Annotated in this window: 18 protein-coding genes; 6 read left to right on the forward strand and 12 right to left on the reverse strand. The window is 66.6% G+C overall.

What is annotated here, in order from left to right:
- The first annotated feature begins 9 nt into the window (after positions 1-9).
- A complete protein-coding gene (gene opgC, locus J2X42_RS10580) occupies positions 10-2,475 on the forward strand; it encodes an OpgC domain-containing protein (protein WP_310164888.1) in 2,466 nt (821 codons plus the stop codon).
- A 40-nt stretch (positions 2,476-2,515) separates the two neighbouring features.
- On the opposite strand, the gene J2X42_RS10585 is transcribed toward opgC, so the two are convergent.
- Positions 2,516-3,742, reverse strand: coding sequence for an acetyl-CoA C-acyltransferase (locus tag J2X42_RS10585; protein WP_310164889.1), 1,227 nt, complete (start codon positions 3,740-3,742; stop codon positions 2,516-2,518).
- Positions 3,743-3,989: 247 nt separating this feature from the next.
- On the opposite strand from J2X42_RS10585, the gene J2X42_RS10590 reads away from it, so the two are divergent.
- Positions 3,990-5,594: a flavin monoamine oxidase family protein gene (locus J2X42_RS10590; protein ID WP_310164890.1), complete on the forward strand. Its 1,605-nt coding sequence runs from the start codon at positions 3,990-3,992 to the stop codon at positions 5,592-5,594.
- Positions 5,595-5,647: 53 nt separating this feature from the next.
- Entirely contained in the window at positions 5,648-6,316 is a 669-nt protein-coding gene (locus J2X42_RS10595; protein WP_310164891.1) for a Rid family hydrolase, read from the forward strand.
- Positions 6,317-6,729: 413 nt separating this feature from the next.
- Here J2X42_RS10595 and J2X42_RS10600 read toward each other — a convergent pair whose 3' ends face one another.
- On the reverse strand, positions 6,730-6,984 hold the full coding sequence (locus tag J2X42_RS10600) for a hypothetical protein (RefSeq protein WP_131134577.1): 255 nt from the start codon (positions 6,982-6,984) through the stop codon (positions 6,730-6,732).
- 321 nt (positions 6,985-7,305) lie between these two features.
- Between J2X42_RS10600 and J2X42_RS10605 the strand changes: the two genes are divergently transcribed.
- Positions 7,306-7,983: a TetR/AcrR family transcriptional regulator C-terminal domain-containing protein gene (locus tag J2X42_RS10605; protein WP_310164893.1), complete on the forward strand. Its 678-nt coding sequence runs from the start codon at positions 7,306-7,308 to the stop codon at positions 7,981-7,983.
- 75 nt (positions 7,984-8,058) lie between these two features.
- On the opposite strand, the gene J2X42_RS10610 is transcribed toward J2X42_RS10605, so the two are convergent.
- Complete coding sequence (locus J2X42_RS10610) at positions 8,059-8,523, reverse strand: pyridoxamine 5'-phosphate oxidase family protein (RefSeq protein ID WP_310164894.1); 465 nt, start codon at positions 8,521-8,523, stop codon at positions 8,059-8,061.
- Between the two features lie 179 nt (positions 8,524-8,702).
- On the opposite strand from J2X42_RS10610, the gene J2X42_RS10615 reads away from it, so the two are divergent.
- Positions 8,703-10,280, forward strand: a complete 1,578-nt coding sequence (locus J2X42_RS10615; RefSeq protein ID WP_310164896.1) for a family 43 glycosylhydrolase — start codon at positions 8,703-8,705, stop codon at positions 10,278-10,280.
- 30 nt (positions 10,281-10,310) lie between these two features.
- Here the strand turns inward: J2X42_RS10615 and J2X42_RS10620 are convergent, their stop codons facing one another.
- Entirely contained in the window at positions 10,311-11,351 is a 1,041-nt protein-coding gene (locus tag J2X42_RS10620) for an NAD(P)-dependent alcohol dehydrogenase (protein WP_310164897.1), read from the reverse strand.
- A 194-nt stretch (positions 11,352-11,545) separates the two neighbouring features.
- Positions 11,546-12,490, reverse strand: a complete 945-nt coding sequence (locus J2X42_RS10625; protein ID WP_310164899.1) for an aminodeoxychorismate lyase — start codon at positions 12,488-12,490, stop codon at positions 11,546-11,548.
- A 94-nt stretch (positions 12,491-12,584) separates the two neighbouring features.
- On the opposite strand from J2X42_RS10625, the gene cls reads away from it, so the two are divergent.
- Positions 12,585-14,060, forward strand: a complete 1,476-nt coding sequence (gene cls, locus J2X42_RS10630) for a cardiolipin synthase (protein ID WP_396134062.1) — start codon at positions 12,585-12,587, stop codon at positions 14,058-14,060.
- A 3-nt stretch (positions 14,061-14,063) separates the two neighbouring features.
- Here cls and J2X42_RS10635 read toward each other — a convergent pair whose 3' ends face one another.
- The 7 genes from J2X42_RS10635 to J2X42_RS10665 all read right to left on the reverse strand — a co-directional run bounded on the left by J2X42_RS10635 (position 14,064) and on the right by J2X42_RS10665 (position 19,690).
- Entirely contained in the window at positions 14,064-16,169 is a 2,106-nt protein-coding gene (locus J2X42_RS10635; RefSeq protein WP_310164901.1) for a chorismate-binding protein, read from the reverse strand.
- On the reverse strand, positions 16,166-16,726 hold the full coding sequence (locus tag J2X42_RS10640; protein ID WP_310164904.1) for a low molecular weight protein-tyrosine-phosphatase: 561 nt from the start codon (positions 16,724-16,726) through the stop codon (positions 16,166-16,168). The genes J2X42_RS10635 and J2X42_RS10640 overlap by 4 nt, the downstream gene beginning before the upstream one ends.
- A 136-nt stretch (positions 16,727-16,862) precedes the next feature.
- Positions 16,863-17,486, reverse strand: coding sequence for a LysE family transporter (locus J2X42_RS10645; protein ID WP_310164906.1), 624 nt, complete (start codon positions 17,484-17,486; stop codon positions 16,863-16,865).
- Between the two features lie 20 nt (positions 17,487-17,506).
- Positions 17,507-17,899 (reverse strand): type II toxin-antitoxin system VapC family toxin, encoded by a 393-nt coding sequence (locus tag J2X42_RS10650; protein ID WP_310164907.1) that lies wholly within the window; start codon positions 17,897-17,899, stop codon positions 17,507-17,509.
- Positions 17,896-18,195: a type II toxin-antitoxin system prevent-host-death family antitoxin gene (locus tag J2X42_RS10655; RefSeq protein WP_310164909.1), complete on the reverse strand. Its 300-nt coding sequence runs from the start codon at positions 18,193-18,195 to the stop codon at positions 17,896-17,898. The genes J2X42_RS10650 and J2X42_RS10655 overlap by 4 nt, the downstream gene beginning before the upstream one ends.
- Positions 18,196-18,296: 101 nt before the next feature.
- Positions 18,297-19,115: a methyltransferase domain-containing protein gene (locus J2X42_RS10660; protein ID WP_310164911.1), complete on the reverse strand. Its 819-nt coding sequence runs from the start codon at positions 19,113-19,115 to the stop codon at positions 18,297-18,299.
- Between the two features lie 59 nt (positions 19,116-19,174).
- Positions 19,175-19,690, reverse strand: coding sequence for a MarR family transcriptional regulator (locus J2X42_RS10665; RefSeq protein WP_310164913.1), 516 nt, complete (start codon positions 19,688-19,690; stop codon positions 19,175-19,177).
- Positions 19,691-19,713: the final 23 nt, after the last annotated feature.

The following is a 19,713-nucleotide window of genomic DNA, read 5'->3' on the forward strand; positions in this document are numbered from 1 at the left end:
AACACCAGCATGCCACTAGCCAATGCATCCCAGCCTTTGACGAAACGCGCGGCTGCAGCGCGCCTTCTGCCGGCAGCGCTCCTGACTGCCCTGCTCCTGCTGTCCACCGTGATCCCGGCAGGCTCCGCCGTTGCCGCCGAACCTGTTCCCGACAAGGGCAAGCCCTTGCTGGGTGCCGTCCTGGAATGGGGCGAGGACTCCGGGCAGGGCTTCGCTGAACGGCTGGGCGCCTCACCTGCGCTGCTGGGACACGACATTTCGCTCCCCAGCAGGTCCGGCGAGGAACAGGACATCAGGGAATTCCTGGGGCAGGCATCAGGGCTGGGCTCACACGCCATGCTCACAGTGCGCCCCACTGTGCCGCTGGAACAGGTGGACGCCGCGGCCGCCGCGGCGTTCGCCAACAAGGTCAAGGCTCTGGCCGCCGGCTTCCAGGGCCAGCTCCTGATCCGGTTCGCGCCGGACATGAACTCAAGCTGGGTGGAATGGGGGCAGCAGCCGCCCGCCTACAAGGCGGCGTTCCGGAACGTCGCCGCTGGGTTCAAAGCCGCTGACGACGCCGGCACGGTCATGGTGTGGCAGCCGTACCTCGGGCGGGACTATCCGTTCGAACGCCACCGGAATGCGCCGGCTCCGGGATCCGAGGGCTTCGCAGCCCTGGACACGAACGGTGACGGGACCTGGAACGGCTCAGATGCCGCCTATGCGCCCTACTACCCCGGCGACGACGCCGTGGAATGGGTGGGGCTGACCGCCTATCACGATGACACGGGCGGCAAATCGGCGGTCAATACGCTTCCCGTGGCCGGTGAGCTGGCCACGATGCTCACGCAGTCCGGCAGCGAGGATTTCTACGCCTCCTATGTCGCTGGCCGGAACAAGCCCATGGTCCTGCAGACCTCGGCCTTCTACAGCCCGGCCGCTGGTGGCGCCGCGAACCGGGCCATCAAGACGGCCTGGTGGGACCAGGTCCTCGAAACAGGCACGTCCGCACGGTTTGACCGGATCGCCGCCGTCGTCTGGGACGAACGGACCAGCACCCGCGACACAGGTGTGGCCAGCATCGACTGGCGACTGACCGGCGACGCCGGGACAGCTGAGGCCGCCAGCGCGGCACTGGCGCAGTCCGGGCTGACCACCGGGCCGGTGACGGCCACCAGCGGGGGCCAGCAGGCCACCAGGGCCAACTCCCTGACCGGAGCCGCTGCGTGGACTGTGGCCGCCGCGATGGCCATCCTCCTGGCGGTACTGTGGCAACTCCCGCGGCGGGTGGGCGCGGTGGCCTCCTGGGGATACGGCGTACCGACCAAACGCGACTCCCGCATTGACTTCCTTCGGGGGCTCGCCATCGTGTTTGTGGTGGTCAACCATCTCGGCATGACCTCCCTGTTCCAGCTGCTCACCCAGGAAGCCGTGGGTTTTGTCTCCGGGGCGGAGCTGTTTGTCCTGTTCTCCGGCCTGGTGGTGGGCATGGTCTACGGCCCCCGGGTCAAGGATGATTTCGGCAAAGTCGTGGACCTGACGTCCCGGCGGGCGGGCAAGCTCTATCTGACTGCCCTGGCAGTGCTGGTAGGCGTCTTCGTGATGTCGCTGCTGCCGTTTTTCCAGACTGATGCCCTGACTACATATGTGGACCAGGGGACCGGAGGCGCAGGGCACAACGCGGTAGGCAGGACCTATGACCTGTATGCCGGGATGGAAACGCTTCTTCAATTTCCGGTGCCGGCCCAGCTCCTTCCGGCCATCGTGCTGCTGCAGTTCGGTCCGTGGCAGTTCAACGTTATGGGCCTCTACGTCGTCCTGCTGCTGGCCAGCCCGCTGATCCTCGCAGCGCTCAACCGGGGCAAGGCCGTGTGGGTGCTGGCGGCCACACTCGGCCTCTACGCCGTGGGTGCGGCCACCCGTTTCCGGCTGCTGCCCTCCCAATTCGAGGACTCGTTCCCGCTGCTGGTGTGGCAGGTGCTTTTTGTCATCGGCCTGGTGGCAGGCTTCCACCGCCACCGGATCACCGCGTGGCTGTCTGCGCACGCCTGGGTGGTGGCAGCCTGCACGGTGCTGGCCGTGGCGTTTACCTTCCTGTCCTGGTGCAACCCTTACCTTGCGAATAGCTTTGACCTGCGCCTGGCCGTCATCCCGGACACCGTCTACCGGACCATGTACGACGCCTTCTTCGGACGCACGTACCTCGACCCGGGGCGCCTGCTCAATGTCCTGGTGCTGGTCGTGGCCGCCTACGCCTTCCTCACCGCTTACTGGAAACCGGTGGAGCGGGCCCTGGGCTGGTTCCTCATCCCCCTGGGGCAGGCCACCCTGTACGTCTTTATCCTGCATGTGGTGCTGATCGCCGTCATCGCCAACATTCCGCTGCTCCGGCAGGGAGACATCCTCATCAACACCGCAGCTTATGCCGTGGTCCTGGGGCTCCTGTGGCTGATGGTGAAAAAACGGGTCCTGTTCGGGATCATCCCCACCTGAGCCGCGCGATTTCAGCCCGGCATGCCACCAAGGGCAGCCGTCAGGCCCTGAGGATCAGGGCTTCGCCCTGGCCACCGCCTCCGCACAGCGCGACGACGCCGGTGCCTCCGCCGCGCCGTTGAAGCGCCAGGGCCTGGTGCAGCACCAGCCGCGCGCCGGAGGCCCCCACCGGGTGGCCCAGTGCGATGGCCCCGCCCTCGGCATTGATCTTCTCGGCCGAAATGCCGAGGTCCTGGGCGGACTGGATAATCACCGAGGCGAACGCCTCATTGATTTCCACGAGGTCCAGATCCTCGACGGAGATCCCTTCCGCACCGAGGGCTTTTTCGATGGCGCGGGACGGCTGGGAGTGCAGCGAGCCGTCCGGCCCGGCCGTCTGGCCGTGGCTGCAGATCTCGGCAATCCAGCTGAGCCCTGCCCGTTGGGCGGCTGCCTTGCTGGCCACCACGACGGCGGCAGCACCGTCGGAGAGGGGAGATGCGGAACCTGCGGTGATGGTGGCTGAGTCCGCGGTTGAGAAGGCGGGCTTGAGCGCCGCCAGGGCCTCCGGCGTCGTCCCCGGCCGGATCCCCTGATCTGAATCGACAGTGAGTGCCGGGCCGCGGCGCTGGGGAATCTCAAGGGGAGCGATCTCCTCAGCCAGCAGCCCGGCGTCGCGCGCCGCCTCGGCCCGCTGGTGTGACCGGGCGGCAACCTGGTCCTGTTCCGCCCGGCTGATGCCCCGCTCCGCGTTGCCCGCATCCGTGGCGGCGCCCATCAGGACACCGGACACGGGATCCTGCAGCCCGTCATGGTTCAGCGAATCCAGCAGGGGTGCATCGCCGATGGCCACGCCGGAACGCAGCCGCGGCAGCAGGTGCGGGGCGTTGGTCATGGATTCCTGGCCGGCGGCCACGATGAAGTCCGCTTCGCCGGCGCGGATCATCCGGGCCGCGTCAATCACGGCGGTCAGCCCGGAGAGGCAGAGCTTGTTGATGGTGACGGTGGGGACATCCCAGCCGATGCCGGCAGCGAGGCTGGCTTGCCGTGCCGGTCCCTGGCCGGCTCCTGCCTGGATGACCTGCCCCACGATCACGGCCTGCACCTGGTCCGGCGCCACACCGCTGCGCTCCAGCGCATGGCGGATGGCGTGGGCGCCCAGTTCACTGCTGGTCAGGGAAGCCAGGCTGCCGCGGAACCGGCCGAACGGCGTGCGGGCTCCGCCGAGGATGACGGCGGTGCGGTCCCCGCCGGCCGGGGAAGTGTCTGCCGTGGCGTCGTTGCCCATGATGCTGCCTTTCGGTGGTGGCGGTTGCGTCCGAACCCCGTGATGGCACGTCCGGTTGCCGTTTCCTCCAGCATGTCACGGGCGCCGGCGGCAGGGAACGGGATGCCCGCGTCGCGTTTACCCTGAGTAAAGATCGTTTACTTTACCGAAATGTGAACGCTACAGCCACGAAATTGTCACGCCATTTGACGAAACATTCAATCAATACGCTCCCTTTCGTAACGTCCGACAGAAAAGGGAAAACAATATGGCAAGTGCGACTCGCAGGAATTTCCTCCGCTACGTGGGCATGGTGGGTGGCGCCGGTGTTATGTACCAGACCATGGAGGCCATGGGCCTTGCGCCCGATTCAGCGACCCCGGCGTTCGCCTCACCGCGGGCCGGTGACCTGAACGGGGCGGGGAAGTCGGTGGTGGTTCTGGGTGGCGGCATCGCCGGGCTTACCACCGCCTATGAGCTGGGCAAGGCGGGCTACAAAGTGACCATCCTGGAAGCCCGGATGAGGCCGGGCGGGCGCAACTGGACAGTCCGCGGCGGCACGGAGGAGACCGACCTCAACGGGATCACGCAGCGCGCCACGTTCTCCAAGGACCAGTACATGAATGCCGGGCCGGGCCGGATTCCGCAGCACCACATCACCCTGGACTACTGCAAGGAGCTCGGCGTCGCCATCGAGCCCTTCACCAACCAGAACGCGGACGGCTACCTGTTCCGCGAAGGCAGCACCAAACTGTCAAACACTCCGGTCCGGCACCGTGCGGCCAAGGCGGACGTCTACGGGTATGTCTCCGAACTCCTGGCGAAGGCCACCGACCAGGGCTCCCTGGACAGCTACCTGAGCCCCGCGGACAAGGAAAACCTCATCTCCTTCCTGGGCAACTTCGGCGCCATCGGTGCCAAGGTCCCGGGTGACGCCGCTGCCAGCTTCAAATACTCTGGCACCGGCCGGAAGGGCTACTCCGTTGCGCCGGGCGCGGGCCTCGAGGCGGGAACACCTTTGGCGCCCGACGCCCTGTCTGACGTGTTCGCCAGTGGCGTGGGCAACTACTTCTCGTTCGAATTTGGCTGGGACCAGGCCATGATGATGTTCCAGCCGGTGGGAGGTATGGACCGGATCCCTTATGCCTTCGAAGCGGCCATCGGGAAGGACAAGATTGTCTACGGCGCCAAGGTCCAGTCGCTGAACAACACTGCCGCGGGCGTTTCCGTGGACTACACCAATCCGGGCGGCCAGACCAAGACCCTGCAGGCCGATTTCGCAGTCTGCACGCTGCCGCCGCACCTGGCCGCGAAGATCCCGGGCAACCTGCCTGCCGACGTTATCGACGCGCTGAAGTTCGCCACCCCCAGCGACGCAGGCAAGATCGGCATCGAGTACTCGCGCCGGTGGTGGGAAGAGGACCACCGCATCTACGGCGGCATCACCAACACCAACATCGACCTGGGCAACATGTGGTACCCCTCCACGGGTTTCCACGGCCAGCGCGGCACCATGGTTGGCTACTACAACACCGGCGCCAGTGCCCGCATCTATCAGGCACTGCCGCCCGAAAAGCGGCTCAGCCGTGCCCTCGACCAGGGCGCGCGGATCCATGGTGACGTGTACCGGAAGGACGTTGCGGCGTCGTTCTCCGTTGACTGGAAAAGCACCGCGTTCTCTGAAGGGGCGTGGGTGGGCTGGCCATCGCAGACTGACGCCAAATACGCCAAGCTGCTGGAACCCGCCGGCAACATCTACTTCGCCGGTGACCACCTGAGCCACGCCATTGCCTGGCAGCACGGGGCCATGACCTCCGCCCGTGCGGCAGTCACCGCGCTGCACACCCGGGTGGCAGCGGCGGTGGCCGGTTGAGCCCGCTGCAGCAAGCCCACGCCAGCAATTCCCCGACTCCCGGAAAGAAGCCGATGATCCGCCGCACTTCCCTGATCGCCGCCGGCGTTGCCGGTCTTTGCCTCACTGCCACCGCCGCTTTTGCCGGGCCGGCAGTCTTCCAGGACCTCACCTCGCCCAAGCCTGGAACCACGGTGTCCAACCTCCCCGCCGGCCAGGACAACCCGATGATCGCTTCGGGGGTGGCCATCGGGGCGAATACGGCCATCTACAAGACAAGCGGCCTCGGTCCCGCGGCCTTGAACACGGCAGCGCCGGCAGGCAGCGAGCAGCGGTACATCGATACCTCCGTGTTCCCGGGCGGGGTGTTGCCCGCCGGCGTGACCCTGACGGAGGCGCAGGGCATCAACGCCTTACGCCGCATTGGCGAGAACCTCGCGCAGGCGGGGCTGGATTACGACGACGTCATCACCATGCGCGTCTTCCTCCAGAATGCTGCGGGTGCTGAGAAGGCCGACTTTGACGGCTGGAACCGCGCGTACCGGCAGTACTTCGCCAACACCAGCCTTGCCGACGGCGCTCCGGTCCAGGTCCCGCTGGGCTCGGCTGCGCCGGCCGATCCGTTTGTGGTGAATCCGGCCAGGCCATCGCGGTTTGCGCTGGAGATCGAAAACCTGCCGGTGAACGGCTGGCTGGTCGAAGTGGAGGTTGACGCGGCGTATCCCGCCGCCTCCGGGAAATAGCCCGCGGCGGCAACCCGGGGAAGGAACGCAGAAGGGCCGGGATATCCCGGCCCTTCATGTGCTTCAGCCAGCCGGTTGCCTGCGCCCGCTTACTCGGGACCGCGGGATGCCGGCGGGATGGATGTTGTCAGGCGGCCGCTGCCACCGTGGTGCGCGTGTTCATGAAGCAGCCAGGTGTGGCGCCCTTGCCAGCACGGCGGCGATGAGTTCCGAGGTGGTTGCCAGGACGCGGGAGCCCCGGCACTGCGAACAGCTGACGGCCGCAGCCAATGTATTCCTGCGCGCATCCAGGACCACCACTGAGTCCACCGCAAGGTACGAATCGGTGTCGCAGTCAGAGCACCATGGACGTCCTCCCCGCGGCTGCAGCGAGTCGCGGGGCAGATAGGTGCAGGCTGGTTTCTCCATCCGGCTTAGACCAGGCCGGGGTAGCTGGTCAGGATGTAGTCGGTTGCTGCCGGGCCCTTCATGCGCAGGCCATTGTGGTCGGGGTCGAGCCGGCGGGCCATGGCAGCCCAAAAGGTGGTCTCGGCGCGGGGCGCCCGCTGGTTGATGAAGCACCAGCTCGTGTAAAGGCCGTACAGGGGATCGCGGGCGAGCGCGAAATCGGAATCGCGGTCGCAGGTGGTGGCTTCGTGGAGGAATGTGTCGAACTGCGAATGTGCCATGGTTGGCTTCTCTTTCGCTGGGTGCATTCGGTGCCGCCGTTCGGCTACAGCAGCGCAGGCCTCAACGCCGTGCACTCGGGCGTTCAGGGGTTTTTCGTGCCTGGATGAGCGTCCGGGCAGGGCTGAGAGGGTTGCTTGGCTGGCTTGTCTGGCCGGCAACACGGTCCCTTGTCTGAAACCCGTGTCAAACATTTGCTCTACGATGTAGACTTTACGCGTAGACTACGGATAAGGCAAGCGTCTTGATTTTCCGTCACCAGGCGGGGGCCCGACCACATAGGACGGAATGCCGCGTCCGCCCGAAGAATTCGGAGATAAGAAATGGCCAGCCAAAAACCACGGCTCAGCAGGGAGCTGGTGCTGTCCGCAGCACTGGAACTCGTGGATGACGAAGGCCTCGACGCGCTCACCATGCGCCGGCTGGGGCAGGTGCTGGAACGTGACCCGATGAGCCTCTACCGCTACGCCGAGAACCGTGCCGCACTGCTGGACGGGGTGTCGGAAATGGTCCTCAACGAGCTGGCCATTTTCCCGGCAGATCCCGACTGGAAGGCGCAGCTCCGCCGCATCGCCCACGACCTGCGGCTCCTGGCGCTCCGCCACCCCAACGTTATTCCCTTGCTGGTGACCAGGCCGTTGTCCACACCACTGGGCATGCGGCCGCTGGGTACAGTGCGGCCCCTGGAACAGATCCTGGCGTTGCTCATTGACGCCGGCTTCGCCCCCACGGATGCCCTGCACGTGTACCGGGCCTACTACGGCTTCCTGTACGGTCACATCCTCAACGAGCTCCAGGAGTTCATCGTGGACCCGGAGGAAAACGAAGCCCTGCTGCGGCTTGGGCTGCACCGGCTGCCTGCCAAGGACTTCCCCCGGCTCCGGGCGCTGGCGCCGGTATTGGCTGATTACGACGGCGAGGCGGAACTCGACCAGGGAATCACCATCCTGCTGTCCGGGCTGGAGGCGCACCTGAACCGGGCGGTCGCCGCAACACCCTGAGCTTGCGGTACCGCCGAAGCTTTGCGGTACCGCCGAAGCCTGGCGGGACCGACCAAGCTGTGACGCGCGGCCGTGCTACTCGAAGGAAGCGCGACGGCGGTCGGACAGCCTTGTGTTCCAAACGTCCGGCTTGTTGACTTTGAAACGGCGCCCGGTCAGGGCCTTCGGGGTGAGCCGGACGTAGTGGTTTTTGGCGCCCGGGTGCCACGGCTCCAGGTTGAGGGCGTCCACAGCGGCTTTTTCGTCCGGGTCCTCGATCACGTCAATGTCGCCGCGGACCACCACGCTCCAGGCTGTTTCGGTGTGCGGATCATAGCCGTCAGTTTCCAGCGCTGCCGGTTTCTCCGTCAGGGCCGCCCACAGCTTGGTGACTCCCGAAGTGCGGAACACAAGGCTCCGTCGGTCCAGCACAAAATTCACGGGGAAGATCTCCGGATGGTCGTCAACGATGACGGCGATCCGCCCCAGCGTTTCGTCAGCCAGCAGGTCCCAGCACTCGTCGAACGTCAGTTTGTCGTCAGGCACTTCAGTGGAGGTCATGAACCACACCTTACGGCTCTGCACGCCGTGCCAACAGGGCAGTGGACCGAACGCCTGGCACCATGGCCACGCCTTCCAGTCAATGAAAAGCCCGGTTCCCCAGGAGATGCGGTGGTCCCTACGGTGGTATCTCCCGGCCTGCTGGCTCACCACAGGCCCCGATCCAGGGCGGACACCGCATGACAAATGACGTAGTTGGCGAAAACCGCATGGCCGGGCCTCCCGGTTCCGGCTTTCCCGCGTCCTTCCCCGGCTCCATCGCACCCGTCATCCCCGGATTCTTTCCGGACCCGACCATCTGCCGCGCCGGTGACGACTACTACCTGGCCACCTCCAGCTTTGAGTACTTTCCCGGGGCTCCGGTGTTCCACAGCCGCGACCTGGTCACGTGGGAGCAGGTGGGAAACATCCTGACCCGGCGCTCCCAGTTCGCAGCCGGCGACAGGCGGCCCTCCGGCGGTATCTTCGGCTCCACGCTCCGGTACCACAACGGCGCCTTCTGGTTCGTGACCACCAACATGAGCGAGTTCGGCGGCGGCCACCTGCTATTGACGGCAGACAATCCGGCCGGACCGTGGAGCGACCCCGTGCAGATTCCCGGAACACTCGGCATCGACCCGGACCTTGCCTGGGACGCCGACGGAAACTGCTACCTGACCTGGATGGGTTTCGGTCCCGCCGACAACGGGTCCGGCATTGTCCAGGCCCGGCTGGACCCGCAGGCCGGCACGCTGCTCGAACCGCCCCGGAAGGTGTGGCAGGGGACCGGGCTCGCCTTCCCCGAGGGGCCGCACCTGTACCGCGTCGGGGAGTGGTGGTACCTGCTGCTGGCGGAAGGCGGTACCGAGCGCGGCCACGCGGTGTCGGTGAGCCGGAGCGTGACGCCGGAGGGGCCTTTTGAGCCGCACCCGCAGAACCCCATTTTCAGCCACCGGAGCACCGCTGCCGTAGCCCAGAACACCGGCCACGCTGATTTGGTGCAGACTGCGTCGGGAGAATGGGCCGCGGTCTACCTGGGCGTGCGCCCCCGCGGCTCCGTCCCCGGCTACCACGTGCTGGGCAGGGAGACTTTCCTGGCGGGTATCCGGTGGGACCAGGGCTGGCCGGCGTTCGAGGAGGACCACTACCAGGTGCCCCGCGGGGACACTGCGTTCACCGACGACTTCCGCTCGGCGAAGCTGCACCTGCGCTGGATCGCGCCCGGGGAGGACCCGGCGTCGTTCACTTCACCGGATGCGGAAGGCCTGCTGATCAGCGGAAGCGGCAATGGGGACGTTGCGCCACTGTTGGCCACGCGCGTCAGGGACGAGGCGTGGACCGGATGTGCGTCGGTCCGTCCCCGGGACGGCGCCGCGGCCAGGTTGGAGCTGCGGATCGATGCCTCGCACTGGTACGCGGTGGAAACGGACGGGCGCACCGTCCGCGCCGTTGCGCGGATCGGGCCGCTGCAGCAGGAGCTGGGTTCGGCCGCCTGCGGGCACGTCGACGGCGGGGCGCCGGCTGGGGGCCAGGTGCAGCTTGTGATCGTCAGCAGTGCAGCACCCGACGCCGGGCTGCCCGGGAAGAATTGCGGCCCGGACGAGGTCTCGCTGGGCTTCCAACAGGATGGGCAGCTGACCGTCCTGGCCACGCTGGATGGCCGCTATCTGTCCACCGAAGTGGCCGGAGGGTTCACCGGCCGCGTCATTGGACTGTCCGCGCTGAATGGCAGCGCCGTCCTGGAGCGCTTCGACTACCGGGCCGGGGAACCCGCGTAACCTCCGCAGGTTCCCCGGTCACGCTCCTGGTTACAGCGTGGAGGCGTCGATGACGAACCGGTAGCGCACGTCGGACGCCAGGACACGCTCGTAGGCGTCGTTGATCTTGCTTGCCGGGATGACCTCGATCTCGGCGCCCAGGTTGTGCTCGGCGCAGAAGTCGAGCATTTCCTGGGTCTCGCGGATTCCGCCGATCGCGGAGCCCGCGAAGGACCGGCGCCCCATGATCAGCGAGAACACGTTGACAGGGAGCGGTTCGGCAGGCGCACCCACGTTCACCAGCGCGCCGTCGAGGGTCAGCAGCTGCAGGTACGCGCTGATGTCAATCGCTGCGCTGACCGTGTTGATGATCAGGTCGAAGGAGCCGGCCAGGTCCGGGAACGTGGTCTCGTCGCTGGTGGCGTAGAAGTGGTCCGCGCCCAGCTTCAGCCCGTCCTCCTGCTTTTTCAGGGACTGTGAGAGCACGGTGACCTCGGCCCCCATGGCGTGGGCGAGCTTGACGGCCATGTGGCCCAGGCCGCCAAGTCCGACGACGGCGACCTTCTTCCCGGGACCCGCACCCCAGTGCCGCAGCGGGGAGTATGTGGTGATGCCCGCGCACAGCAGGGGAGCGGCGACGTCGAGTTCGATGCCTTCGGGGATGGTGACCACGAAGTCTTCGGTCACCACCACGTGGGTGGAGTATCCGCCCTGGGTGATGGTGCCGTCGCGGTCCACGGCGCCGTACGTGCCGGTCATGCCGTTGAGGCAGTACTGCTCCTCGCCCTTTTTGCAGTTGACGCATTCGCGGCAGGAGTTGACCATGCAGCCGACGCCCACGCGGTCGCCGACGGCGTGCCTGGTGACGGCCGAACCGACCTCGGTGACGATGCCGGCGATTTCGTGGCCGGGGGCGAGCGGGTACTGCTGGGGTCCCCAGTCGCCGCGGACGGTGTGGATGTCCGAATGGCAGATGCCGGCGAACTTGATCTCGATCAGGACGTCATGCGCGCCGACGTCGCGGCGTTCGATGGTGGTGGGGATGAGGTCACCCGTTGCGGACGGGGCGGCGTAGGCATTGGCGGTAAGCATGGTTCTCCGTAAGTTGGGTAGGGGATCAGTTGGTTGGGTGGAAGATGTGGGAGCGGTATCGCTGCTTATCCAGCAAACCCCCTACTGTATCTGCGCGGAAGGGTCTGCTGGTACAGGTACTGACAGGGCCTCCCTCGGGACAGCAAGGCGCCCCGGAAAGCGCGCCGCGGAACGCAGTAGCCCGGAAAGCAGGCCTACTTGATCCCGGCGAACAGCTCGTTCAGTTCGGCGGTCAGCTGCTTCTGGATGGCAGGCGTGCCGATTTCCTTGCCGTCGATGTGGTTCACGGGCGCGAGCAGCCGGATGCTGGAAATGAGCCAGACGGCGTCGGCGTCCAGGAGGTCCTGCGGCTCCAGGGGCCCGTAGCCGAGCTCCCAGCCCGCTGCCTTGGCAGCGGTGAAGAGCGCCCCCTGGGACGTCCCCGGGAGGATGCCGCTGTCCAGCTGCGGCGTGATGAGCCGCTTGACGGTGCGGCTGCCTGCGGCGTCGCCGCCGTCGGACGTTTCCAGGTGCGCCAGCAGCACGGTGGACGTTGGCCCTTCCAGGACCCGGCCGTCGGAGGACGTGAAGATGACGTCGTCGGCGCCCTGTTTGTGAGCGTGCCGCAGCGCGGCCATGTTGACAGCGTAGGACAGGGTCTTGGCGCCCATCAGCAGCCACGGGGCGCGCTCGGCCACGTCACTGTCGTAGCCACGGTCCAGGAGGATCACGTCGATGCCGGTCTCGCGCTGGCGGCGGGCAGCTGCGCCGACGGGAGAGACCTGGACCCAGCAGGTGGGGGAAGCGGCGCCCTCCACCCCGCGGGTGACCACGAGCTTGACCACCAGCTCGTCCTCCCCGGGGGCCGGCGCCGGATGCTGCGTCCGGTGGTCCGCCACGCCCGTCCCGATGGCTGCCCTCCACTGGTCCTGGTTCGGAATCACCAGGTCCAGCGCCTCCGCGGAACCCTCCAGCCGGTCCAGGTGCGCCTGGAGCTTCCGTACATTTCCGCCCACTGCCAGCATGGTCTCGAACACGCCGTCACCACGGGTGGCCCCCTGGTCGGTGACCATCAGCTGGGGCTGCGAGGCATCAGCGAGGCGGCCGGCCGGGAATGCGGGATCCAGGAAAACGAGCACCACGGAAGCAGGAGAAGTCATGGCTCCAGCTTAGTCCGGCGGTCCGCGGCTAAGCTGTGGTCAACGCCCAGGCCGGAAACCGTCCGGAGGGTGCTCACAGTCCGGGGGTTTCTAAGTGTTGTGGCCGTTTTCGCTCGCAGGCACGGTTCCGGGCTGGGTGACCCTGCTGCTGGCCGCCGCCGACCTCGTGATCCGGGTGGCAGCGCTCGGCATCATCCCCGGCAACCGGCGCCCCACCACCGCCATGGCCTGGCTGCTGGTCATCTTCTTTGTCCCGTTCGTGGGCCTGGTCCTGTTCCTGCTCTTTGGCAACTTCAAGCTTTCCAGCCGCCGCCGCCAGCAGCAGGAGATCGTGAACTCCAGGGTGCGTTCCGGCATTTCGGCGCTCGCCGACGTCGAAAGTGAATACCCGGGACCGGAGTGGGTGAGGTCCGCCGGTGAGCTGAACCGCAGGCTGGGCTCGCTCCCCATGGTGGACGGCAATTCGGTGGAACTCATCCCCGGCTATCCGGACTCGATCCTTGCCATGACCCAGGCCGTACGCAAAGCGAAAACGTTCATCAACGCCGAGTTCTACATCATGAGTGCGGACCACATCACCGATGACCTGCTCACCGCGCTGGAGGAGGCGGCCGAGCGGGGCGTGGAGGTCAGGGTGCTGTTCGACCACATCGGCACGCTGCGGATCAAGGGCTACCGCGACTTCCTCAAACGGCTGCGCTCCGGCAAGCTCCAATGGAAACGAATGCTGCCGCTGCTTCCCATCCACGGCCAGTGGCGCCGGCCGGACCTGCGCAACCACCGCAAGATCATGGTGATCGACGGCGAAATCGCCTTCACCGGATCGCAGAACCTGATCGAACCCTCCTATAACAACCCCAAGCACCGCAAAGCCGGCCGCGAATGGGTGGAGCTGATGGCCTGCCTGCACGGTCCCATCGTCACCACGCTCAACGTTGTTTTCGCCACGGACTGGCTCAGCGAGACCGATGAGTCCCTGGAACACCAGCTGCAGCTGCCTGCCAATCCGTCCCCTGGAACGGTCACCGCCCAGGTGGTTCCGAGCGGCCCAGGGTTCATCACGGAAAACAACCTGCGGCTCTTCACCACCCTGATCTACTCCGCCCAGCACCGCATCTCCATCTGCAGCCCCTACTTTGTGCCGGACGATTCGCTGCTTTATGCCATCACCACGGCCGCCCAGCGCGGCGTGGACGTGGAACTGTTTGTCTCCGAGAAGGGGGACCAGTTCCTGGTGCACCACGCACAGCAGTCCTACTACGAGGCGCTGCTGGAGGCCGGGGTGAAGATCTACCTCTACCGGGCCCCGTTTGTGCTCCATGCCAAGCACTTCACCATTGACGACGAAGTGGCCGTCCTGGGCTCAAGCAACATGGACATGCGCTCCTTCTCGCTGAATATGGAGGTGTCCGTCATGCTCCTGGGCGCGGACATTGTCAATGACATGCGTGCGGTTGAGAACACGTACCGGGACATTTCCCACGAGCTCAAGCTCGAGGACTGGCTGAACAGGCCCCTCGCTGCCCGCTACATCGACAACGTCGCCAGACTGACCGCGACGGTCCAGTAGGCCCTAGCCATCGGGGAACTCCGCGCCCAGCGTGGACAGCACGCCGAAGGCCTTGACCCGGATTTCGTCGTATTCCTCGTCCGGAACGGAGTCCGAGGTGATGGCGCCGCCGATGCCGAGCGTCAGTTCCGCCATGGGCCCCTCGCCGTTCCCCTCGCCCGCGCCGGTGTCGATCACCAGGGTCCGGATAGCCACGGCCAGGTCCGTGGCGCCGTTGAGCGAGAAGTAGCCGATCGCCCCGGAGTAGAGGCCGCGCGGTCCCTGCTCCAGCCGGTCCAGGATGGCCATGGTGCTGATCTTGGGGGCGCCGGTCATGGATCCTGCAGGGAAGCACGCCGCCACGGCCTCGGCCCGCGGCGAGCCGGGCAGCAGCCTGGCGTCGATGGTGCTGACCATCTGGTGCACTGTGGCGTAGCTTTCGATCGCACATAGCCTGCTGACCGTGACGGATCCGGGTTCCGCGAAGTGGCTGAGGTCATTGCGCAGCAGGTCCACGATCATGATGTTCTCCGCCCGGTCCTTGAGCGAGGTTTCCAGGTCGCGGCGGAGCTGGGCGTCGAGGGCAGGATCCGAGGCCCGGCGGCGGGTGCCCTTGATCGGTTCGGCGCGCATGCCGCCGTCGGACGCGATCTTGAGGAAGCGTTCCGGCGACGTGCTGGCCACCGCCAGGTCGCCGAACCGCAGGTAGCTGGCGAACGGCGCCGGATTCCTCCGGCGCAGGGCCAGGTACGTGCTCCACGGCGCCGCCTCAGCCGCGGGCACGCGCGCCGAAAGCATGGTGGTGAGGCAGACCTCGTAGGAGTTTCCGTCGCCGATTTCGTGCTGGGCGGCCACGATCTTGTGCTTGTAGTCCGGCTCGTTGTCCCGGCTGCTGAACAGCGGCGGACGTACGACGGCGGTGCTGCCGCCGGCCTGCGCGATCGTCCCGCCAAACTGCTGGGCTGCTGCCGGCGTTGCTTCCGCAGTTGCGGCCAGCACGGTGCTCCGTGCCGTTTCCAGCCACCCGTCGGTGTCCGGTGCCTCCAGGGCGAGCAGCCAGGCGGTGCCCTCGGCGTGGTCCAGGACCACGGCCCGGCCAGCGAAGATCAGGGCGGCATCCGGGGTTGCTGCGGCGACATCCGAGCCGCCGGTTTCGCGCTTGAGCTCGTAGCCCAGGCATCCCAGCCAGCCAAGGGCGAAGTCGCAGGGATAAGCTTCCGGGGTGCGGACCGCCCGGCGTCCCCAGACGGTGTCCAGCCAGCGGAAGAAAGGACCCGGCACCCGGGCGGTGGCGCAGCCGGCGGCGATCTGGCTTTCGCCTGACCGGTGGGTGACCGTCTGGCCGAACACGCCGCCGTCGTCCGCCAGGATGCTGAAGCGGCTGCGCTCGGCGGCGGGGGACTGCCCAACCGGCGGGGTCGGGGAGGCATTGGAGGAGTCCAGCCAGACGGCGTTGGCCGAGCCGCCGTACAGCCCGGCGAAGAGTGCGGATGCGTCCGGACGGCAGTCCAGCCGTTCCGCACGGAGCCGGAGGCCACGGCGGGCGGACAGCTCAGGGACCAGGGCCGGTGCCAGCGAAGGCAGGTAGGTCAGAAGCTGCAGGACATCGGCGGGGGCCTCGCCGTCCGCCTGGTTCAGAACGCGGATGTCCGCCATGCCCGGGACGTCATCGCCGTCCAGCCACGCGTCCTCCTGGGCGGCCCACTGGTCCCAGAACGGCTCATAGGTTCCGCCGTCACGGTCCAGCGCCCGCGTCCGCCGGACGTCGTCCGGCGAGTCGGCCCAGATCACGGCGCTGAGCAGGGGCCGGGCCCCGGCGGCTGCCGCGCCCACTCCCTCGATGATCACGATCTCGGCGGGCAGCGTGACCCGGGTGTCGCCGTCGTAGTGTTTTTCCCAGTCCCAGCTGGTCCAGGTGGCACGTTCGCCGTGGCTCAGGGGCGTCAGGACGGTGGAGATGTACCGCTCGATGCCGGCGGCGAGGCCGTTCCAGCCGGGGTAGATGTCCTCAAGGTGGAACAGCGCCACCTTGTGGTGGTTCCGCAGCCGGGCGGCAAGTTCGATGGCAAGAGTGGTTTTCCCTGCGCCGGATCGCCCGTCGATGGCGATGATCACAGGTGCGGGGCTCATGAAATAGAGCGTACCTGCTGATGCTCGTGCTGCCGGTTCCAGCCCTGGTTCCCGACGACGGACCGGACGTGCTCAATGATCCCCGGCAGGGCAGAACGGATCTGGTGCCAGACTGCATCGAAGTCAGACTGGCCGCCGTACCAGGGGTCCTCGATGCCCTGGTCCAGCAGGTCCTTGCGTGCCACTGCCGGGTCGAAGCTGCGCAACATGCGGACCTTGTCCATGGCTTCCTGGTCCGGAGCGCATTCGCGCAGCCACGCGTAGTGGTCGACGTCCAGGGCCAGGATCAGGTCCCGCTCACGGAACCAGTCAGCCTGCCATTCGCGGGCGATGTGCCGGTCGGAGGCGAGTTTCGTGGCCGTCAGCCGGCGGGCCGCGCGCGGGTCGATGGGACGCCCGGCCTCGTAGCCCGTGGTCCCGGCGGAGTCCACCGTCACGGCGGCGTCGAGCCCTTCCGCTTCAAGTGCCGCGGCGAGCATCAGCTCGGCCATGGGTGACCGGCAGATGTTTCCGGTGCAGACGGCAATGATCCGGTATGGGCTCGACGATGAGTTCATGGTGCTAAGCATGCTTTATACCGACGCTCTTGGCTAGCCGGTTTTCGGGATGTTTCACGAATTCGTAAAGAGAATTGCAGAACCCGTCACATTCCGGTTGCAGCTGTTCATCTTGGGCCGTTGGAGCGGTCCTGTGTCAGTGGATCAGGGCGAGGAGAATGCCGACCGCCACGAACAGGACACCGAAAATCCGGTTGAGGATCTGCTGCCCGCGGGCGTTGTGCGTGAACCGCTGGAACGACTTGGCTGCAGTGGCGAAAAAGAACCACATGACCAGGATGTCGATCGCGACCACCGTCGCCGTCAGCACAACATACTGCGACAGCAGTGGCTGTTCGGGCCGGATGAACTGCGGCATAAAAGCGAGGAAAAAGACGATGGCCTTGGGGTTGAGCAGGTTCACCCAGAGGCCGCGCCGGAACATGGACCAGGCGGGCTCGTTCCGAAGGGCCTCGGCTGTTTCCTGGTCGGGTTGCGGCTTGGCCAGGAACTGGCGGATGCCCAGGTACACCAGGTAGGCCGCGCCGGCGTAGCGGATCACGTTGAACGCGACCGGGGAGCTTGCCACCAGGACGCCCACCCCGAGGGCCACGATCATCACGTGGATGACCAGGGCTGCCTGCTGGCCCAGGATCCCCCAGATGGAGCGGCGGAACCCCGACGTCAGGGAGTTGCTCATGGTGTTGATCGCACCGGCTCCCGGTGTGAAGCTGACCAGGACGCCGGCACCCGCGAGGGCGAGCCAAAGGGAGAATTGCACCTGCCAAGTTTAGTGCCGTTTCACCACAGGGTGGTCACGGGTTCAAACGCCTGGAGATCCTCATCGGCCGTCACCAGGGTGAGCCCTTCCACCATGGCCTGGGCCGCGAGGATCCGATCGAAGGGGTCCCTGTGGTCCCAGTCGAGCTGTCCGGCGGCCAGCGCATGCGGGGCGGAGACGGGGAGTTCTGCCGCGAGCAGGTGGGCCACCTGCCGCGCGAAGCTGGTCACTATGGCTGCACCTGAAGGGATCTTGCCTTGGCGGTGTTTGTACGAGAGCTCGTAGGCCGTGACGGGTGATACGTAGACCTGGTTTTCCAGCTTGACGATCGCATTCCTGGCCTTGGTGGAGAGGCGTTTTGGTTCGGAGATTGCCCAGATGAAGACATGGGTGTCCAGCAGCAGGCGTGTCACTCCACGGTCCCCATCTCCTCGTCAGTCCAAGGATCGTAGAACTCGTCAGGGATATGGAGGGGGCCAAGGAATCCCAACTCGCGTTTGTGAGGCGGCTCGATTTTCACCAGTCGGGCTACTGGCCGGCCAGCCTTCGCGATGACCACGTCCTCGCCGCGTTCAACGAGGTTCAGGAGTTCGGAGAGCCGGGTTTTCGCTTCCTGGACGTTGTACTGCCCCATGTTGACCAAGTCTAGTTGGTCAACCTCTGCCGTGTAAGGCTCAGCCCAATATTCGTTCTCGCCGTAATAGTTCATGGCCCGACGCTATTCGCGCTCCGCGTTGGGCGCAGCGGCCGAAACTCTCTATGTGGAAAAAGTTCGGACAGATCAAGCAGCGGGAACAGTAGCCGGTCAGCTCAGGCCCGCGCGATGACCTCACCGTTCGGGATCAGGAACCAGCCGTCGTCCGTGGATCCCCAGCGGTGCCAGCCCGCGGAGATCCGCGCGAGGTCCGCGGCATTGGCGAAGCCGTACTCCAAAGCCTGCTCGGCGAAGGCGGAATGCAGCACGCGCTCTCCCCATACGCGGGCCTGCCAGCGGCGCTGCTGTCCCGTGGCGTAGAGCCAGTTGCTGCTGGTGGGGGCGACGTCGGTGAAACCGGCGGACTGCGCCCACGAAACCAGCCGGCGTCCGGCGTCGGGCTCTGCCCCGTTGCGTCGGGCTATCCGCTGGTAGAGCTCCATCCACTCGTCCAGTTCCGGGAAGGCGGGGTACCAGCTCATGCCGTGGAAGTCGGCGTCCCGCACTGCCACAATCCCGCCCGGCTTGGCCACCCGCCGCATCTCGCGGAGCGCCTCCACCGGGTCGGTGAGGTGCTGCAGCACCTGGTGGGCGTGGACGACGTCGAAGGTTTCGTCCTCGAAATCGAGGTCGTAGATGTTCCCGGCCAGGAACTGAGCATTATCCACACCGCGTTCGGCGGCGAGCGCCGAGGCCTGGGCGATGATGTCCGGCGACCGGTCCAGGCCGGTGACCTTCCCCGGCGCCACGAGCCCCGCGAAATCGCAGGTGATGCTCCCGGGCCCGCAGCCGACGTCGAGCACGGAGGTTCCGGGCGTGAGGTGCGGGAGAACGAAGGCCGCCGAATTCTCCGCGGTCCGGGAGGCATGGGCGCGGACCACCGACTCGTGGTGGCCGTGGGTGTACACATCGTCTCCGGGCTGCTGCGCACTCATAACCAAACGCTACCGCCGAGGTGCCTCGAATGGGAGGAACCGCCGTCGCGCGTTCCAGCCTAGGCTGGCGGTGCAGGCGAGGCGGGGCCGCCGTCGGACGCTTCCTGTCGGGCTGCGATGGTGGCCTCCACCATTGCGGTCATAAAACGGGTCACGAGCTCCAGTTCATCGGGGGAGAACGCGGCCATGGCCGTGCCCATGTGTCGCGACAGCGGCATGAACATGGCGCCGCCGTCCTGGAACGCCTTGGGCGTCATGCGGAGCTGGACCTGCCGGCGGTCCGAGCCAAGCCGCTCGCGGACCACATGCCCGGACTGGTCCAGCCGGTCGATCAGGGCGGTGGTGGCCGGGGAGCTGAGGTGGAGTTCCTTGCGCAGGATGCCGGGCGTGACCACCGTGCCCTTGGCCGTGTGGCGCATGATGACGGCCAGGGCGTTGAGGTCCGTCCGGTGCATGTCGTTCCGGCCGCCCGCGGTATCCACGTAGCGGTTGGCCTCGAGGGTGAAGTCCTGGAGCAGGCGGACCAGGGACTGCGGCGCGGAGTTGGCAGGACGGACGAACGCTTCCTCTGTCATGTCCGCCTCCTCCGCTCGATTGC

Source organism: Arthrobacter sp. BE255, from assembly GCF_031457335.1.
In the GTDB taxonomy this organism is placed as follows: domain Bacteria; phylum Actinomycetota; class Actinomycetes; order Actinomycetales; family Micrococcaceae; genus Arthrobacter.

Bases quoted from the DNA above. Each gene is read 5' to 3' on its own strand.
- opgC (WP_310164888.1), top strand. From the start codon at position 10: ATGCCACTAGCCAATGCATCCCAGCCTTTGACGAAACGCGCGGCTGCA.
- J2X42_RS10585 (WP_310164889.1), bottom strand. From the start codon at position 3,742: ATGGGCAACGACGCCACGGCAGACACTTCCCCGGCCGGCGGGGACCGC.
- J2X42_RS10590 (WP_310164890.1), top strand. From the start codon at position 3,990: ATGGCAAGTGCGACTCGCAGGAATTTCCTCCGCTACGTGGGCATGGTG.
- J2X42_RS10595 (WP_310164891.1), top strand. From the start codon at position 5,648: ATGATCCGCCGCACTTCCCTGATCGCCGCCGGCGTTGCCGGTCTTTGC.
- J2X42_RS10600 (WP_131134577.1), bottom strand. From the start codon at position 6,984: ATGGCACATTCGCAGTTCGACACATTCCTCCACGAAGCCACCACCTGC.
- J2X42_RS10605 (WP_310164893.1), top strand. From the start codon at position 7,306: ATGGCCAGCCAAAAACCACGGCTCAGCAGGGAGCTGGTGCTGTCCGCA.
- J2X42_RS10610 (WP_310164894.1), bottom strand. From the start codon at position 8,523: ATGACCTCCACTGAAGTGCCTGACGACAAACTGACGTTCGACGAGTGC.
- J2X42_RS10615 (WP_310164896.1), top strand. From the start codon at position 8,703: ATGACAAATGACGTAGTTGGCGAAAACCGCATGGCCGGGCCTCCCGGT.
- J2X42_RS10620 (WP_310164897.1), bottom strand. From the start codon at position 11,351: ATGCTTACCGCCAATGCCTACGCCGCCCCGTCCGCAACGGGTGACCTC.
- J2X42_RS10625 (WP_310164899.1), bottom strand. From the start codon at position 12,490: ATGACTTCTCCTGCTTCCGTGGTGCTCGTTTTCCTGGATCCCGCATTC.
- J2X42_RS10635 (WP_310164901.1), bottom strand. From the start codon at position 16,169: ATGAGCCCCGCACCTGTGATCATCGCCATCGACGGGCGATCCGGCGCA.
- J2X42_RS10640 (WP_310164904.1), bottom strand. From the start codon at position 16,726: ATGAACTCATCGTCGAGCCCATACCGGATCATTGCCGTCTGCACCGGA.
- J2X42_RS10655 (WP_310164909.1), bottom strand. From the start codon at position 18,195: ATGAACTATTACGGCGAGAACGAATATTGGGCTGAGCCTTACACGGCA.
- J2X42_RS10660 (WP_310164911.1), bottom strand. From the start codon at position 19,115: ATGAGTGCGCAGCAGCCCGGAGACGATGTGTACACCCACGGCCACCAC.
- J2X42_RS10665 (WP_310164913.1), bottom strand. From the start codon at position 19,690: ATGACAGAGGAAGCGTTCGTCCGTCCTGCCAACTCCGCGCCGCAGTCC.